The 18713-nt window shown below is 74.7% G+C and carries 2 protein-coding genes; both read right to left on the reverse strand.

The features are described from left to right. Positions 1–3 precede the first annotated feature (3 nt). On the reverse strand, positions 4–10581 hold the full coding sequence (locus tag IE275_RS10285; protein ID WP_189710038.1) for a non-ribosomal peptide synthetase: 10578 nt from the start codon (positions 10579–10581) through the stop codon (positions 4–6). Beyond that, positions 10578–18545, reverse strand: coding sequence for a non-ribosomal peptide synthetase (locus tag IE275_RS10290; protein ID WP_189710040.1), 7968 nt, complete (start codon positions 18543–18545; stop codon positions 10578–10580). The genes IE275_RS10285 and IE275_RS10290 overlap by 4 nt, the downstream gene beginning before the upstream one ends. Positions 18546–18713 lie beyond the last annotated feature (168 nt).

Here is an 18713-nt window from a genome sequence, read left to right on the forward strand (position 1 = left end):
CGTTCACGGGGAGACCGTCTGCTCCAGCGCGGCGGACAGCCGCTCCGCGAGGACGCCCCCGTGAGGGGCGTCGAGCAGGGTGTGATGGTTGCCGGGCACGGGGACCGTGTGGACCCGCCCGCGGGTGTACGGGGTCCAGGCACCGGGGTCGACGAGCGGGGTGTCCAGCTGCGGGTGCCGTTCGGTGACGGTGAACAGCCGGACGTCGGCGCGCAGCACGGCCTTCGGGCGGTAGGCCGCGGCCGCCTCGCCGTTGGCGTCCGCGACGCGCAGCATGCGCCGCAGGGCGTCGGTGTGGGCCCGGCGGGGCAGGCTGCCCTGCTCGTGGCCGCGGTGGACCAGGGCCGCGAGGAGGGAGTCCTCGTCCAGCTCCTGGATCTCCCGGGGGTCCAGGCCGGCCGCGACGCCGTGGCGGACGAGGTCGGGCCGGCCGTCGGCGTCGGGCCGGTGCGGTTCCCGGCCGGGGGCCGCGGTGTCGACGGCGCCGAGGAAGGCGACCGTCTCGCCGGCCGCCTCCAGCCGGAGGGCGATCTCGTGGCCCACCGTACCGCCGAAGGACCAGCCGGCGATCAGGTACGGGCCGTGCGGCGCGATCCGTCGGATCTCCGCCAGGTATCGCTCCGCCATGTCCTCGACCCGGCGCAGCGGGGCCTCGTCGGTGTTGTGGCCGACGGCCTCGATGCCGTACACCCGCCGGTCGCCGCCGAGGGCGCCGGCGAGCGGCAGGTAGCAGCAGGCGTCGCCGCCGCGCGGGTGGATCAGGAACAGCGGGGGCCGCAGCGGGTCGCCGTCGGCCAGGGGCACCACCAGCCGGGCGGCGGTGCCGCCGGCGTCCGGCAGGGCCTCGCAGAGCAGCTCCACGGTGGGCTTGCGGAAGACCAGGTTAAGGGGCAGTTCGACGCCCAGCTCCCGGCGGACCGCGGCGATCAGTTCGAACGCCTTCAGGGAGTGGCCGCCCAGCGCGAAGAAGTCGTCCCGTACGCCCAGGGGCCGGACGTCGAGCACCTCTTCCCAGAGGCGGGCCATGCGCAGTTCGAGGGCGTCCCGGGGCAGCAGCAGGTCCTGCCGCGCGCGGGCCGGGTCGACCTCGGGGAGCGCCTTGCGGTCGAGCTTGCCGTTCGGGGTGAGCGGCAGCGCGTCCAGTTCCACCAGCACGGACGGCACCATGAAGTCCGGCAGGCTCTCCCGGAGCGCCTCGCCGAGAGCCATCGGGCTCCCGGTCGGGTGCTGCCACACGACGTAACCGACCAGGATCGCGTCCACTCCGGTGCCGCGTACCGCGACGGCCGCCTCGGCGACCTCGGGCCGGCGGGTCATCGCGGTCTCGATCTCGCCGAGTTCGATGCGGTGGCCGCGCACCTTGACCTGGCCGTCCTCCCGGCCCCGGTACTCCAGGCTGCCGTCGGGCAGCCGGCGGACCAGGTCGCCGGTGCGGTACATCCTGCCGCCGCGGGCCGCGAACGGGTCGGGCAGGAAGCGCTCGGCGGTGAGTGCGGGGCGTCCGGCATAGCCGCGCACCACACCGTCGCCGGCGATGTACAGCTCGCCGTAGACCCCGGTGGGCAGCGGGCGCAGCCGGTCGTCCAGGACGTGCGTGCGGGTGTTGGCGAGGGGACGGCCGATCGGCACGGGGCGGCCCGGGGCCTCGCCGCCGAGCCGGTGGGCGGTGGACCAGATGGTGGTCTCGGTGGGCCCGTAGACGTTCCATACGCTGCCCACGGCGGCGCGCAGCCGTTCGGCGAGGACGGGAGGGAGTGCCTCGCCGCCGCAGAGCGCCCTGACGAGCGGGTTGCGCCAGCCGGCCTGCAAGAGCAGGTGCCAGGTGGCCGGCGTGGCCTGGACGAGGGTGGCACCGGCCCGGTCCAGTTCCTTGGCGAGCCGGTCGCCGTCGCGGGCGGTGTTCCTGGGCACGATGTGGACGGTCGCCCCTCGGATCAGTGGCACCAGGAGTTCCATGACGGCGATGTCGAAGGAGGCGGTGGTGACCGCGGCGACGACGTCCCCTTCGGTGATCTCCAGCCGGTCGGCCATGTCGAGGGCGAAGTTGACGACGCCCCGGTGGGGCACCATGACGCCCTTGGGCCGGCCGGTGGAGCCGGAGGTGTAGATGACGTAGGCGAGCCCGTCGGGAGTCGCCTCGGGCGGACCGTCGTACGGTCGCGAGGGCTCCGTCACCGCCTCCTCCACCCGCAGGGTCCGCACCCCGGCGGGCGGCCGTACGCCGTCCTCGTCGTCGTCCCCGCCGGTCAGCAGGACGGGCGCGCCGCTGTCGGCCAGCATCAGCTCGATCCGTTCGCGCGGGTAGGCGGAGTCGACGGGAACGTACGCCGCTCCCGCCTTGAGGACGCCCAGCAGGGACACCGGAAGGTCCGTCGAGCGCTCCACGCGGACGGCCACCACGGACTCCGGCCCGACACCGCGCGAGCGCAGTGCGCCGGCCAGCCGTTCGGCCCGCTCGTCCAGTTCGGCGTAGGTGAGGGCGCGCCGCTCGTCGCGGACCGCCACCGCCTTGGGGGTGCGGGCCGCCTGACGGGCGATCAGGGCGTGCACGGTGGTGACCGGTACGGGGACGTCCGTGGCGTTCGCGCCGTGCGCCGGCTCCTCGCGTTCGGCCGGGTCGAGCAGGTCCAGGTCGCCGAAGGGGCGGCCGGGCCCGGCGACGGCGGCCTCCAGCAGCCGCGCGAAGGAGCGTGTCATCCGCCGGACCGTTCCCCGTTCGAAGAGGTCCGTGGCGAACACGGCGTGGCCGTGCAGGCCGTCGGCGTCCTCCGTCAGGTACAGGGACAGGTCGAACTTGGAGCCGCCGTTGCTGAGCGCCACGGGTCGCGCCGCCAGGCCGGGGAGTGCGGGCGGTTCCTCGGTCTCGTCGTTGAGGACGAGCATGACCTGGAACAGGGGGTGGCGGCTGAGGTCGCGCTCCGGCTGCACCTCCTCCACGAGCCGTTCGAACGGGACGTCCTGGTGGGCGTAGGCCTCGAGGGCCGTCTCCCGGGCCCGCGCCACGAGTTCCTCGAAGGACGGATCACCGGAGAGGTCGGTGCGCAGGACCAGCGTGTTGACGAAGAAGCCGATCAGAGACTCCAGTTCGGCTCGGTCGCGGCCGGCGATCGGCGCCCCGACGGCGATGTCCGTGCCGCCCGAGTAGCGGGCCAGCAGCGCCTGGAACCCGGCCAGCAGCACCATGAACAGGGTCGCGTCCTGCCGCTGCCCGAGGGCACGCAGGCTGGCCACCAGGGCGGGGGGCAGGGTGAAGTCGACGTGGTCGCCGCGGCCCGAGGGCGCCGCCGGCCGGGGGTGGTCGGCGGGCAGCTCCAGCGGGGTGGTCGCGGCGAGCCGCTCGCGCCAGTGCGCGAGTTGTCCGTCCAGCAGGGCGCCGGTGAGCCGTTCGCGCTGCCAGGCCGCGAAGTCCCGGTAGCCGAGGGGCGGCGGGGCCGGGGCCGGGTCCCCGCCGGTCGCCGCACGGTAGGCGGCGTGGAACTCCGCCCAGAACACCCCGACCGACCAGCCGTCGAAGGCGAGATGGTGGACGACCACGACCAGCAGGTGTTCCTCGGCCGCGAGCCGGACCAGCCGGGCCCGCAGCAGCGGTGCCGTCGCGAGGTCGAACGGGCGGGCGGCGTCGGCCTCGGCCAGTTCCCGGGCACGGTTCTCGGCCGCCTCCGGGTCCAGGTGCGACAGGTCCGTCGTCTCGGGGACGAACACGGTGGCCGGCTCGGTCCGCTGGCGGGGGCCGTCGGGGCCGAGGACGATCCGGGACCGCAGCACCGTGTGCCGCTCGACGACCTCGCGCAGGGCGGCGAGCGCGGCGTCCCGGTCCAGCGGCCCGGTGAACCGTACGGCGGCGGGCATGTTGTAGTCGGGGCGCCCCGGCTGGAGCTGATCCAGCAGCCACAGCCGCTGCTGCCCGAAGGACAGCGGTGCCGGGCCCTCGGGCAGCAGCGGGATCCCGGCCTCGGCCCGGCCGGCGTCGCCCAGGGAGCGGGCGAAGTCCGCCAGCACCGGGTGCTGGAACAGCAGGCGCAGGGGGATCTCGCGGCCCAGCACCTCGCGCAGCCGGGACACCATACGGGCGGCGCGCAGGGAGTGGCCGCCGAGTTCGAAGAAGTGGTCGTGCGCCCCGACCTGCGCGCCGCCGAGCACCTCGGCCCAGACGGCGGCCACGGCACGCTCCGCCTCGGTGCGCGGGGCGGTGTACGCGCGGTGGCGGCGCTCCCCGTCCGGCGCGGGCAGGGCGGAGCGGTTCACCTTGCCGTTGGGCAGCTGCGGCAGGGCGTCCAGTTCGACGAGGACGGCGGGCACCATGGCGGCGGGGAGGGTGGCGCGCAGCAGATCGAGCGGTTCGCCGTGGTCGCCCCCGGCCCGTTCTCCCCCTACGCGTTCGCTCCGGGCGCGGCGGACGACGTACCCGACAAGTTCCCGGTCGGCGCCCTGTCCGTGGGCCGTCACGACGGCACGGGCCACGTCGGGGTGGCGGAGCAGGGCCGCCTCCACCTCGCCGAGTTCGATGCGGTGGCCGCGGACCTTCACCTGGTTGTCGCGCCGGCCGTGGAACTCGAGGGTGCCGTCCGCGCGGCGGCGCACCAGGTCACCGGTCCGGTACATACGGCTGCCGGCGGGACCGTAGGGATCGGGCAGATAGGCGGTGGCGGTGCGGGCCGGGTCGCCGAGGTAGCCGCGGGCCACGCCGGGCCCGGCGATGAAGAGTTCACCGACCGCCCCGGTCGGCAGCGGTTCGAGGCGCTCGCCGAGGACCAGGCAGCGCACGCCGGGCAGCGGGCGGCCGATGGGGATGCGGCCGTCGTCGATGTCCGCGTCGGTGACGACGTGATAGGTGGAGGTGTTGGTGCACTCCGTGGGCCCGTACTGGTTGACCAGCCGGATGCCGTCGCCGAGGCGGCGGACCTCACGGGCGCAGCCCGCGGTGAGCGCCTCGCCGGTGGTCATGACGAGCCGCAGCGGCGCGCGTGACGGAACGGACGCGGCGGCGGCGAGTTCACCGAGCATCGACGGTACGACGGACAGGACCGCCGTGACCCGCTGCTCCTCCATCAGGGCGAGCAGCGCCTCGGGGTCGGCGGCCTGGTCGTCGGAGGCGACGACCACGCGTCCGCCGGTGCTCAGCGGGGCGAACAGATCACGGACGGCGGGGTCGAAGGTGAGTGCCGTACGGGCGAGGACCACGTCCCGTTCGTCCAGGGCGAAGGTGCCGGTGAGGGCGGCCAGATAGCCGGTGATGCCGCCGTGCCGGACGGCCACGCCCTTGGGCCGGCCGGTGGAGCCGGAGGTGTACAGGACATAGGCGAGGTCGTCCGGGCCGACGGGCGGGCGCGGGCCGTCGTCGGGCTGCGCCCCGATACGGGCCCGCTCCGCGTCGAGGTCGAGCACCGACGCGGTCTCCGGTACGGCGCCGTGGGCGCCCCGGACGAGAACCAGTGCGGCCCCGCTGTCGTCGAGGACGGTCCTGATCCGCTCGGTGGGGTGGGCCGGATCCACCGGGACGAAGGCGGCGCCCGCCTTGAGAACCGCGAGCACGGCCACGACCGTCTCCGCGGAGCGCGGAAGCAGCACCGCGACGGTGGCGCCGCGGCCCGCTCCGCGTGCGCGCAGGAAGTGGGCCAGCCGGTTGGCGCCGCGGTCCAGCTCGGCGTAGGTGAGGTGGACGGATCCGCAGGTCACGGCGATGGCGTCGGGAGTGCGACGCGCCTGCTCCTCGACCAGCCGGTGCAGACACGGCACGGCCGGCGCGGGAGCCGCGGGCCGGGCGTACAGCTCCCGCCGCTCCCCCTCGGTGAGCAGTTCCAGGCGGGACAGCGGGCGTGCGGGATCGGCCAGGGCGCTGCGCAGCAGTCGTACGTAGTGCTCGGCGAAACGCTCCACGGTGGCGCGGTCGAAGAGGTCGGTGGCGTACTGGAGGGTGCCGAGCAGTCCGTCCGGCAGTTCGGTGACGGCGAGGCTGAGGTCGAATTTGGCGGTGCCGTTGTCCACGTCCACGACCCGCACCGACACGCCGTCCAGGGGCAGCGAGTCCAGTTGCTCCGGGTGGAGCTGGAAGAGGACGTCGAAGAGCGGGTTGCGGCCGGGGTCGCGGTCCGGGCGCAGCTCCTCGACCAGCCGGTCGAAGGGGAGTTCCTGGTGGTCGTAGGCGGCCAGGGCGGTGTCCCTGACCCGGGCCAGCAGGTCCTGGAAGGCGGGGTCGCCGGTGAGGTCGGAGCGCAGGACGAGGGTGTTGACGAAGAAGCCGATCAGCGGCTCCAGTTCGACCCGGCCACGGCCCGCGATGGGGGTCCCCACCGCGACGTCGGTCTGGCCGCTCCAGCGGGCCAGCAGCGCCTTGAAGCCGGTCAGCAGCACCATGAAGAGGGTGCCGCCGTGCTCCTGTCCGAGTGCGGTGAGCCGGTCGCGCAGGTCGGCGGGCAGGTGGAAGGTGAGCGTGTCGCCGGCACCGGAGCGCACGCGTGGGCGGGGCCGGTCGGTCGGCAGCTCCAGCGGGGTGGTCCCGGCGAGCGCCGTGCCCCAGTGCGCCAGTTCTCCGGCGAAGCCGTCCGCGTCCATCCGCTGCTGCTGCCAGTGGGCGAAGTCGGCGTACTGGATGGGGAGTTCGGGCAGGTCGGGGGTGGTGCCGCGGAGCCGGGCCGCGTAGCCGGCGGACAGTTCCCGCCACAGGACGGGCAGCGACCAGCCGTCGCCGACCGTGTGGTGGAGCACCAGGACCAGCAGATGCGCGTCCTCGGTGATCCGGACGATCCGGGCCCGTAGCAGGGGTGCGCGGTCGAGTGTGAAGGGAGTGGTCGCGTCGGCGCGGGCCAGGTCGAGCGCCTGTGCCTCGGCCCGGTCCGCGGGGAGCGCGGAGAGGTCGGTCAGCTCGGTGGTGAGGACCTCCCCGGGTTCGGCGATCTGGACCGGGCGTCCGCCGTCGACGCGGATGCGCGACCGCAGCACCTCGTGGCGGTCGGCCACCCCGCCGAGGGCGTCGGCGAGGGCCGCCGCGTCCAGCGGGCCGTCGAGTCGGACCACGACGGGGATGTTGTAGTCGGGCCGCCCCGGCTCCAGCTGGTCGAGGAACCACAGCCGCCGCTGGGCGTACGACAGCGGCGCGGTCGGGCTATGGGGGCGGCGGGCGACGGTGTCCTGGGCAGCGGGTGCCGCGAGGGTGTCGACGGCGGCGGCGAACGCGCGCAGGACGGGGTGTTCGAACAGGGTCCGCAGGGGGATCTCGGTGCCCAGTCGCCCGCCGAGCCGGGACACCACGCGGGTGGCCCGCAGGGAGTGGCCGCCGAGGGCGAAGAAGTCGTCGTCGCGGCCGACACGGCCGGTGCCGAGCACCTCCGTCCAGACGGCGGCGGCGGCCCGCTCGGTGTCCGTGGCCGGGGCGGTGTGCGGGCCCGGTGTGTCGTCCGGCGGCGCCGGGAGCGCACGCCGGTCGAGCTTTCCGTTGACGGTGAGGGGCAGCTCGGGCAGGACCACGAAGGCGGCGGGCAGCATGTAGTCGGGCAGCCGGGCGGCGAGGGCGCGGCGCAGGTCGCCGGGGGGCGGCGGGGCGGCGCCGGGCGCGGGGACGGCGTAGGCGACGAGGCGACGCTGTCCTGGCGGGTCCTCGCGCAGGACCACCGCGGCCCGGTCGACGCCGGGGCAGCGTTCCAGGGCGGCCTCGATCTCGCCGGGTTCGATGCGGAACCCCCGGACCTTCACCTGGGTGTCGGCCCGTCCGAGGTACTCGACGGTGCCGTCGGCGCGCCATCGCGCGAGGTCCCCGGTGCGGTACATCCGGGTGCCGGGCGCGCCGAACGGGTCGGGGAGGAACCGTTCGGCGGTGTGCGCGGGCCGGCCCAGGTAGCCGCGAGCGAGGCCGCTGCCGCCGATGAACAGCTCCCCGGGGACACCGACCGGCACCTGGCGCAGCCCGTCGTCCAGGACGTACAGGCGGGTGTTGTCCAGCGGGGTGCCGATCGGTATCCGGGGCTCGTCCGGGGCCGCCGGGGCATACCGGTGGCGGGTGGCGAAGGTGGTGGTCTCGGTGGGGCCGTAGGCATTGGTGAGGACGGTGTCCGGGGCGGCGGCGCGGGCCCGCCGGAAGGCGGTGGCCGAGGCGGCCTCGCCGCCGGTCCACACCTCGCGCACCCCGGACAGGATCTCCGGGCACTCCTCGGCCACCAGGTTGAACAGCGCGGTGGTCAGGAACAGGGCCGTCACCCCGTGTTCGGTGACGAGGCGTCCGAGGGTCGCGGTGTCGAGCTGTCCGGGCGGGGCCATCACGATCCGGCCGCCGGACAGCAGCGGTACCCACAGCTCGTAGGTGGAGGCGTCGAAGGAGTGCGGTGAGTGCGCCAGCACCCGCCGGTGGGCGTCTCCCCATCCCTGGTCCAGGGCGAGGGCCGCGACACTGCCGTGGGTCACGACGATGCCCTTCGGCTCGCCGGTGGAACCGGAGGTGTACATGATGTAGGCGGCCTGGTCGGGGCTTCGCGGGGGCCGGGGGTCGGCGCCGGCGGCCACCGGGGGGTTCTCGGTGGCGTCCAGCACCGGTACGGGGGCCTCGGTGACGGCGGGACGGGCCAGTGTGGCCGGGTCGGCGAGCAGGAGGACGGCACCGGCCCGCTCCAGCATCCCGTGCGAGCGTTCCGCCGGGTGGCGGTCGTTCAGCGGCACATAGCAGCCGCCCGCCTTCAGCACGGCGAGGACGGCCGTCACCAGATCGGCGGAGCGTTCCATCAGCAGGCCGACGGGGCTCTCCGGGCCCACTCCGGCCGCCGTGAGCCGGCGCGCGAGCCGGTCGGCGCGCGCGTCGAGTTCGGCGTAGGTGAGGGTGGTGTCACCGCAGGCCACGGCCACCGCGTCGGGGGTCCGCCCAGCCTGGCGGGCGAAGAGTTCGGGCAGGGTCCGCGCGGGCAGCTCCCGCTCGGGGCCCTGCCACCGCTCCAGTTCCCGCCGTTCGTCGGGGCCGAGCAGCTCCAGTTCGCCCAACGGCCGGTCGGGGTCCCGCGTGGCGCTCTCCAGCAGCCGCCGGTAGTGGGCGACCAGACGCCGCGCGGTCGCGGGGTCGAACAGGTCGGTGTCGAAGACCAGCGTGCCCGCGCAGTGGTCCGGGCGCTCGGTGACGAACATGTTCAGGTCGAACTGGGCCCCGCCGAAGTCGGCGCGGACCGCCTCCGCCCGGACGCCGGGCAGCTCGAATCCGCCGGTCTCGTCCTGGGCCGCGGCGAACATGACCTGGACCAGCGGGTTGCGATCGAGCACCCGCTCGGGGCTGAGCCGCCGCACGAGCCGGTCGAACGGCACCTCCTGGTGGTCGTAGGCCTCGACGGTGATCCGGCGTACCCGTTCCAGGAGGGCCCGGAACGTCAGATCGGCGGGGATCTCGGTGCGCAGCACCACGGTGTTGACGAAGAAGCCGATCAGCGGCTCCAGTTCCATCCGGTCCCGGCCGGCCACCGGTGTGCCGAGAGCCACGTCGGTTCCGCCGCTCCAGCGGGCCAGCAGCGCCTTGAATCCGGCCACCAGCGCCATGAAGACCGTGGCGTCCCCGGCGCGCGCCAGGCTCCGCAGCCGGTCGGTGAGCGCGGCCGGAAGGGTGAACTCCACGGCCTGTCCCCGGCCGCTGCGGGCGGCCGGGCGCGGCCGGTCGGTGGGCAGCTCCAGCGGGGTGAGACCGCTCAGCCGTTCCTCCCAGTGCCGCAGGGAGCCGTCCAGCTCGCCGTGCTCGAAGCGCCGGCGCTGCCAGTGGGCCCAGTCCTGGTAGGCCACCGGCGGTCCGGCCTGCCGTTCCCCGGTACCGGACGTCGAGTCCCGGTAGGCGGCGCCGAGTTCCTTCCACAGCAGGGCCATCGACCATCCGTCGGTGGCGATGTGATGGACCGCCAGCAGGAAGAGATGGTCGTCGTCGGCGAGCCGCACGAGCAGTGCCCGCACCAGCGGGCCGGTCGCCAGGTCGAAGGGCCTGCGGGCCTCGGCCACGGCCAGTTCGAGGGCCTGTCCTTCACGGTCGCCTGCGTCCGCGCCGGTCAGGTCGCGGACGGGCAGGGGCACCTCGCCGGGTGGCAGGACCACGGGGCGGGGTGTGCCGTCGTGCTCCTCGAAGACCGTGCGCAGCGGCTCGTGGCGCCGGACCACGGCGGTCAGCGCGTGCCGCAGCCGGTCGGTGTCCAACGGGCCGCGCAGCCGCAGCAGTTCGGGCACCACATAGCCCGCCGTGTCGCCGAGGATGCGGTCGCTCAGCCAGAGGCGTTCCTGGGCGAAGGAGGCGACGGGGTCGCCCGTGGCCGGGGGGATGGCGGCGGCCGGTCCGGTGGTCCCCCGGTCGCGGGCGGCACGGACGCGGCGCCGCAGCAGGTCACGGGCGGCGGTGAGCCGCGGGTCCGTGACCGTGTCACGCGGGGCCGCGGGCCGGGTACTGCTCGTGGCCGTGTCGTGGGAGGCCTCGGTGCGAGGGTCCGTGGCCGTGTCGCGGGCGTCCGCGGGCCGGTAGGAATCCGTGGCCGTCTCGCGGGGGTCCGCGGGCCGGGGGCCGGGGGCCGTGTCGCGGGGGGCCGTGACACGGTGTGCGTCCGTGGTCGTGCCGACCGCTCTGCTGTCCTCGATGGTCACGCGATCCCTCCCTGGTGGGTGTGCGGGCGCTCGCTGCCGGCCTCGATGAGTTCCGCCAGCAGCGCCTCCTCCACGGCACCGGCCAGCCCGGCGACGGTGGGGTGGTCGAACAGGGTGTGCAGGGGCAGTTCCAGGCCCAGGGAGTGCCGGAGCCTGGCCATCACCCGGGTGGCGCCGAGCGAGTGACCGCCCAGGTCGAAGAAGCTGTCGTGGCGTCCGATCAGGGGGACGTCCAGGACCTCGGCCCAGACGTCCGCGACGAGTTCCTCGGTCTCGTTCTCGGGCGGCGCGTACCGGCCTGCGGGGGCGGCGGGGGCGGGCAGCGCCCGGCGGTCGAGTTTGCCGTTGGGCGTGAGCGGCAGATCGTCGACGACGACCACGGCCGGGACCATGTACTCGGGCAGCGTGCGGGCCAGGGCCGCGCGTACGTCGTCCGGATCGCACGGGGCACCGGGTTCGGGTACGGCGTAGCCGACCAGCCTCCGCTCCCCCGGACCGTCCTCCCGGACGATCACCGCGCTGCGGGCGATCCCGGGCACCCGCGCCAGGACGGCGTCGATCTCGCCGAGTTCGATGCGGAACCCGTGGATCTTGACCTGGTCGTCGGTGCGGCCCAGGTACTCCACCGCACCGTCGGGACGCCATCGGGCGAGGTCCCCGGTGCGGTACATCCGGGCGCCGGGCGTGCCGAACGGGTCGGCCGGGAAGCGTTCCGCGGTGAGCGCGGGACGGCCCAGATACCCGCGGGCCAGACCCGCCCCGGCGAGATACAGCTCGCCGGGGACCCCCACCGGCACGGGCCGCAGCGCCGCGTCGAGGACGTACAGACGGGTGTTCCAGATGGGCCGGCCGATGGGGACGGGGCCGGGGCCGGGACGGCACTCCCAGAAGGTCACGTCGACGGCGGCCTCGGTCGGGCCGTAGAGGTTGTGCAGCGGTACGCCGAGCACGTCGTGGAAGCGGTTCTGCACCTGCTCGGACAGCGCCTCGCCGCTGCACACCACCCGGCGCAGCGAACGGCAGCCGGCCGCCGCCGGCTCCTCCAGGAAGGCCGCGAGCATCGACGGCACGAAGTGGACGGTGGTGATCCGCCGTTCCTGGATGGTGCGCGCCAGGTAGACGGGGTCCTTGTGCCCGTCCGGCCGGGCCATCACGAGTGTGGCGCCCTCCAGCAGCGGCCAGAAGAACTCCCAGACGGAGACGTCGAAGCCGAAGGGCGTCTTCTGGAGCACCCGGTCGGTTTCGTCCAGCCGGTACGCGGCCTGCATCCAGGCCAGGCGGTTGACGATGGCGTCGTGCGCCACCACGACCCCCTTGGGGCGGCCGGTGGAGCCCGAGGTGTAGATGACGTAGGCAGGACTGGAGCCGGTCGGGCGGGCGGGGCCGGCCGGCGTCGCCGCCGGGTCGTCCGTGGTGTCCGTGGTGTCCGTGGTGTCCGTGGTGCCCGAGGGTTCCATGGGGTCCACGGCGTCGAGCAACAGGCGGGGCACCGCCGGATCGTCCGGCAGTACGGCGGCCGTGGCGGCCGTGGTGATCACCAGGGCGGGGGCGGCATCGCCCAGGATGTACGCCACGCGGTCGGCGGGCAGGCCCGGGTCCACCGGGAGATAGGCGGCGCCCGACTTCAGGACGGCCAGCAGCGCGACGACCATCTCGGTCGACCGGTGCAGGGCCACGGCGACGACGCCCTCCGGTCCGGCGCCCCGGGCCCGCAGGCGCTCGGCCAGCCGGTCCGCGCGGGCGTCCAGCTCCCGGTAGGTGAGGGTCTCCTCCTCGAAGACGGTGGCGGCACGGTGCGGGCCCCTGGCCGCCTGCCGCTCGAAGAGGTCCACCAGGGTGCCCTCGGGCACGGGGTGGGCGGTGTCGTTCCACTCCTCGAGGACGCGGTGCCGCTCCTCGTCGGACAGCAGCTCCACCTCCCCCACCGGGAGCGTCGGCTGCTCGGCGGCCGCGGTGAGCAGGCGTCGCAGGGCGTCGGCCATGCCGCGGGCGGTGGCCCGGTCGAGCATGTCGGGCCGGTGGTCGAGGTTGAGGCACAGCCGTTCGCCCGGGAGGACGACGAGGTTGACGGTGTAGTGCGTGGCGTCCGTGCCGAGGACTCCGGCGAGCCGGAGCCCGGCGGCCGCTGCGCTGAGCGTCTCCTCGTCGACCGGGTAGTTCTCGAAGGCCACGGCCGTGTCGAAGAGGGTGCCGAGTCCGCTGTCGCGCTGGATCTCGGCGAGGCCGAGGTGCTGGTGGTCGAGCAGCGGGATCTGGTCGTCCTGGAACCGTGCCAGGGCATCGATCAGCGGCTCGTCCTCCCGGATCCGGAACCGGACCGGGAGGGTGTTGATCAGCAGGCCGACCATGTTCTCGATGCCCGGGAGTTCGGGGGTGCGTCCGGAGACCGTTCCGCCGAAGACCACGTCGTCGCGGCCGGTGAACCGGCCGAGCAGGATCGCCCAGCAGCCCTGGACCACGCTGCTGAGGGTCACTCCGGCGGACCGGGCGCGGGCGGTCAGGCGCGCGGTCAGGTCGCTGCCCAGTTCGACGACGGTACGTTCTGGCAGGGCGTCGACCCGGTGGAGTCCGGTGCCGCCGAGCAGGGTGGGCTCCTCCAGGCCGGCCAGGGCTCGCCGCCAGGCGGTGGCCGCGGCGGCGCGGTCCTGGCGGGCATGCCAGTCCAGGTACGAGCGGAAGGGCGCGGCCGGCTCCGGCGTCCACGGCGCGTGCCCGGCTCGCGAGGCGTATCCGGCGAGGAGTTCCTTCAGCAGCACCGCGGCCGACCAGCCGTCCCAGAGGATGTGGTGGTTGGTCATCACCAGCCGGTGTTCCGTCTCGCCGAGCCGTACGAGAGTGAAGCGCACCAGGGGCGGCCGGGCGAGGTCGAAGCGGCGCAGCCGGTCCTCGGCCAGCAGCCGTTCCAGGGCCTCGCGGCGTGCGTCGTCGCCGAGACCGGAGAGGTCCGTCAGGTCCAGCGGGGCGTCCGCCTCGGCCAGCACGATCTGCACGGGCTCGGTCAGACCGTGATCGGTGAATCCCGCCCGCAGGGCGTCGTGGCGGCGCAGCAGGGTGCGCAGTGACTCCCGCAGAGCCGGGAGGTCCAGCGGGCCCCGCAGATCCAGGACGAGCTGGCCCGTGTAGGCGTCGACGCTCCGCTCGTCGTAGGAGGCGTGGAAGAACAGGCCTTCCTGGAGCGGCGAGAGCGGCAGTACCTCGGTCAGTCCGGGGTGGGCGTCCATGAGCCGGTCCAGCCGGATCCGGTCGAGCCGGACGAGGGGGCAGGCGTCCGGGGTGAGCCGGGGCGCCGGGGCCGCGTGGGCGGGGGCTTGGGGCTCCGCTTGAGGCTGGGCCGGGTCCTGGGCTGCCAGCAGGCGCAGGGCGTGGGCCCAGTCGTCGGCGAGGGCGGCCGCCTCCACCTCGGAGAGCAGCGCCCCCGGCCAGGTCCAGACAGCGGTCAGTTCGGCGGAGCCGGAGTCCTCGCGCACCAGGACGTCGATCTGGAGGCAGTGTTCGGCCGGCATCTCCGGCGAGGTGTCGGCCCGCAGGGCACCGCTCTCGGGCGCCGGGGTCCACGGACCCGCTTCGGCGGCGGGGAACCGGCCGAGGTAGTTGAAGAGGACGGACGGCTGCGGCAGGGCGGCGAGTTCGGCGCGGGCGTCCGGGTTCAGATGGCGCAGCAGGCCGTAGCCGGCGGGTTCCGGGAGGGACGCGAGGTCGTCGCGCACCCGCCGGGCCAGGTCCGTCAGCGCGGCCCGGCCGCCCCGCCAGGCGGCGGCCAGGTCGAGTCCCCGCAGGCCGATCCGGGCCGGGTACTGGGTGGTGAACCAGCCGACGGTGCGGGAGACGTCGAGCGCGCCGGTGGGGTCCGCGTCGCGGCCGTGGCCCTCGAGGTCCACCAGGAGGGAGGCGGGTGCCGTGCCGTCGGCGTCGTGCTGCCGGCGGTGGGCGGCCAGGGCGAGAGCGGCGAGCATCAACGTGTCGGGGCGGGTGCTCAGGGCGGCGGGGACGGTGGTCAGCAGGGGGCGGACCACGTCGGTGGGGAGAGTCACGGTCAGGCTGCGCGCGGTGGCCGCCGTGTCGCGTGCGGGGTCGGGGACGCGGTCGGTGAGGGGGACGGGGGCCGGACCGGGTGCCACGGGGGCCGTGGCCTCCGTGGGGGCGAGGATGTCGCGCCAGCGCGGCAGGTCGGCGGTGACGGACGGGTCCTGGGCCCGTGCGGACAGCTGCCGGGCCCAGTCGGGGAAGGAGGTCCCGACCGGCTGGAGGCGGACCGGCTCGCCGGCGGACACCGCGGACCATGCCTCGGCCAGGTCGGCGAGCAGGACCCGCCAGGAGACGCCGTCGACGACCAGGTGGTGCAGGCAGAGCAGGAGGCGGCCCGGCCGGTCGCGGCCGTGGTCGAACCAGACCGCCTGGAGCACGGTGCCGGCGGCCGGGTCCAGGCGTCCGGGGGCGGCCTCGGTCTCCCGGGCGACGGCCGCGCGGCGGGCGTCGTCGTCGAGGCCGGACAGGTCGACGCGGGTGAGGTGGGCCGCCGCCGAAGGCGCGGGCGCGATACGGCAGGCGGGACGGGAATCCGGGGTCGGCCCGGTGCGCAGGCGCAGCATGTCGTGGTGGTCGACCAGCGCCCGCAGGACGGTCGCGAGGCGCTCCGGGTCGGCGTCGGCGGGGGTCTGGAGCAGCACCGACTGGCTGAACCGGTCGACCGGACCGGGGCCGTCCAGGAGCCAGCGCATGATCGGGGTGAGGGGGACCTCGGGTCCGACGGAGGCGGGAGCGGCAGGAGCGGCGTCGCGGGCGACGGGGTCGCCGAAGGCGGGGGGCGGAGGTGCGGGAGTCGGCGTCCGGGCGGTCTCCCGGGCCAGGGCGGCAGGCGTGCGATGGCTGAAGACGTCGCGCAGGGTCAACGTCAGACCGGCCGCCCGCGCCCGGCTCACCAGGGTCAGCGCGGTGATGCTGTCACCGCCGAGTTCGAAGAACGCCTCGTCGGCGCCGACGGACTCCCGGCCCAGTACCTGGGCGAACAGGGCGCACAGCGCCTCCTCCGCGGCGGAGCGGGGGGCCTGGGCGGGGGCGGTGGAGGAGGTGGTGTCCGGCGTGGGTGCCGCGGCCGTCTCGGCGAGCGCCCTGCGGTCCAGCTTCCCGCTGGTGGTCAGGGGCAGGCTCGCCCGGACCACATAGCTGTGCGGAACCATGTACCGGGGCAACGCCTCGGCGAGATGGGCCTGGAGCACGGCGGGTACGGGCTCGGTGCCGGTGCCACCGACCACATGGGCGACGAGCCGTTTCACACCGGCCGCCGTCTCCTGGACCAGGACGGCGGCCTGCGCCACGGACGGGTGTCTGATCAACTCGGCCTCGATCTCGCCCAGTTCGATCCGGTGGCCGTTGATCTTCACCTGCTGGTCGATCCGGCCCAGGAACTCCAGCTCCCCCCGGTCGTTCCAGCGGACCAGGTCGCCGGTGCGGTACATGCGGGTTCCGGGTGCGGCGGACCAGGGGTCGGGGACGAACCGGTCCGCCGTCAGGCCGGGCCGGCCGAGGTAGCCGCGCGCGAGACCGGCGCCGGAGACGCACAGTTCGCCGGGGGTGCCGGGCGGCACCGGACGCAGCTGGGCGTCGACCACGTGGAGCCGGTGGTTGACCGTGGGCCGGCCGATCGGCGGGGCGGTGCCTCCCGAGGGGGCGGTGCAGCGGTGCATGGCCACCACGACCGTGGTCTCGGTGGGGCCGTAGGTGTTCCAGACCTCGCGCCCGGGGGCCGCCCAGCGATCGACGACGTCACCGGAGGGGGCCTCGCCGCCGGTGGAGACGAAGGTGAGCGCGGGCAGGGCCGTGGGGTCGAGCAGGGGCATCAGTGCGGTGGGCAGGTCGGCGACGGTGACCGCCTGATCGGCCATCAGGGCCTGGAGCCGGTCGATGTCCAGCCGCTCCTCGTCGGTGGCCAGCACCAGGGTGCCGCCGCTGAGCAGCGCGCCGAAGATCTCCAGCACCGACACGTCGAAGGTGAGCGCGGCGAAGCCGAGGAAGCGCGCGTCGGGTCCGACCCGGCAGGCGGCGAGGTTCTGGAGGGTGAAGGCGACGGCGGCGCCATGGCTGGCGATCACGCCCTTGGGCTGTCCGGTGCTGCCCGAGGTGTAGAGCGTGTAGGCGGCGTTGCCGGGCCCGACGGCGGCGTCGGCGGACGGGGTGTGCCCGGAGTGCGCGACCGTGTCCGCCGGCTCGCCGTCGCACGGGGGTTCGACGGGGACCACGTTCCGCACGGCGGCGGGCAGCCGGCCGGCCGGTCCCGGACCGCTCACGACGGTGTCGATTCCGGCGTCCCGGACGAGGTACTCCAGTCGGCGCGGGGGCAGCCCGGGGTCGAGGGGGACGTAGCACCCGCCCGCCTTGAGGACCGCCAGCACCGCGGTGACCATCCCCGGGGAGCGGTCGACGCAGACGCCGACCGGCCGGTCGGGTGCGACGAACGGGCGCAGCCGCCGGGCGGTCTCGTCGGACCGGGCCGCCAGCTCGCGGTAGGTGACCTGTTCGCCGGCGCAGACGACGGCGACCGCGTCCGGGGTGCGCCGGGCCTGCTCCTCGAACAGCTCGTGCAGGCAACGGTCCTCGGCGACGGGTGCGGTGCCGCCGTCGCCGTACTCGAGCAGCAGGCGGAGGTCGGACGGGGACAGGATGTCGATCCCGCCGACCGTGGTGTCCTCGTCGGCCCGGGCCACGCGGGTGACGAAGTCCACGAAGCGGTCCTGGTGGGCGGCGAGTTCGTCGAGGTCGCAGCGGGCGGAGTCCACCTCGAACTGGAGGCCGATCGTGCCGTCGCCGCGCTCGTAGACATTGAGGGAGAGGTAGTCGACCGGTCCGACGGCGAGGTTGTGGGCGGTGGCGGGCGCTCCCGCGAAGGTGACGTCGTAGTCGAAGGACATGATGTTGACGGCCGCGTCCCACAGTCTGCGGCCCGTGTCGCCGAGGGCGAGTTCCCGCTTCAGTTCGTCGACGGGGTGGCGCTGGTGCCGCAGCCCTTCCCGCACGGCCTGCGAGGCCTGTCGTACGAGGTCGTCGAACCGGGTGGCGGGGGTGACCGTCAGCCGCAGCGGGAGGATGTTGGACAGCGCCCCGCAGGTGCCGCGCGCGGCCGGGGTGGCGCGCCCGGTCACGGGCATGCCGAGGACCACGTCCTCGGCGCCGGCGATCCGGTGCAGATAGGCGGCGGCCGCCGCAAGGACGACGACGGTCCAGCGGGTGCGGGCGCGGCGGGCGGTGCTCCGCAGGGCCTCGGCGGTCTCGGGTCCGAGGTCGGTGCGCAGGCGCAGCACCCGGCCGGAGGGGGGCAGGCCGGTCCGGCCGCCGAAGGCGACGGTCTCCGGCAGGTCCGTCATCCGCTCCAGCCAGTAGGCGCGGTCCCGCGCACCCTGCTCGGACTCACGGTAGGCGCGGTCCTCGTCCACGATCTCGCGCAGGGGCGCGGCGTCGGTGGGCGTGAGCGGGGAGCCGTCCACCAGGGCGGTGTACGCCTCGGCGACCCGGCGGTTCATCCGGGCGCCGGCGACGCCGTCGGCGACGATGTGGTGCGCGGCGTGGAACCAGAAGAAGCGCTCGGGTCCGGCGCGGAAGAGCAGGTAGCGGGTGAAGGGGCCCCGGGTGAGGTCGGTGGGCCGGGCGAGCGTCGCCCGCATGTGTTCCTCCGCCGCGGCACGCGGGTCCGGGTGCCCGCTGACGTCCACCGTCTCCAGCTCCAGTGGTGGCCTCTCCACGGGGACCTGCCAGACCCGGCCGTCCTCCTCCTCGAAACGCACGTTCAGGAAATCGGTCTCGGCGATCATGGTGCGCAGGGCTTCCTGGAACAGACCGGCGTCGACCGCGCCATGAATCTCCAGGTATTCGGCAATGTGGTAGTCGCAGCTTTCTGGATCGAGCTGCTGGGCAACCCATATGCCGGCCTGCGGGGCCGTCAGGGGAAGACGAACGCGCTCCTCAGCGGACATCCGGCTGTCTCATCTCACTCGGCTTGGCGACGGACGACGTCATGTTCGCGTCCACTGTGCGAGCCGGATCCGTGGCCGGAAAGTCACGGGAAAAAGGCTCTTGACCACCGAATGCCGGCTGCCCTAGAAATACCGGCCGAAGAATTCCGGTCCCGTGAATCAGCGACT

The sequence above is a fragment of the Streptomyces phaeofaciens genome, assembly GCF_014648915.1.
In the GTDB taxonomy this organism is placed as follows: Bacteria; Actinomycetota; Actinomycetes; order Streptomycetales; family Streptomycetaceae; genus Streptomyces; species Streptomyces phaeofaciens.

Coding starts and splice junctions, on each gene's coding strand:
- IE275_RS10290 (WP_189710040.1), bottom strand. CDS start 18,545: ATGTCCGCTGAGGAGCGCGTTCGTCTTCCCCTGACGGCCCCGCAGGCC.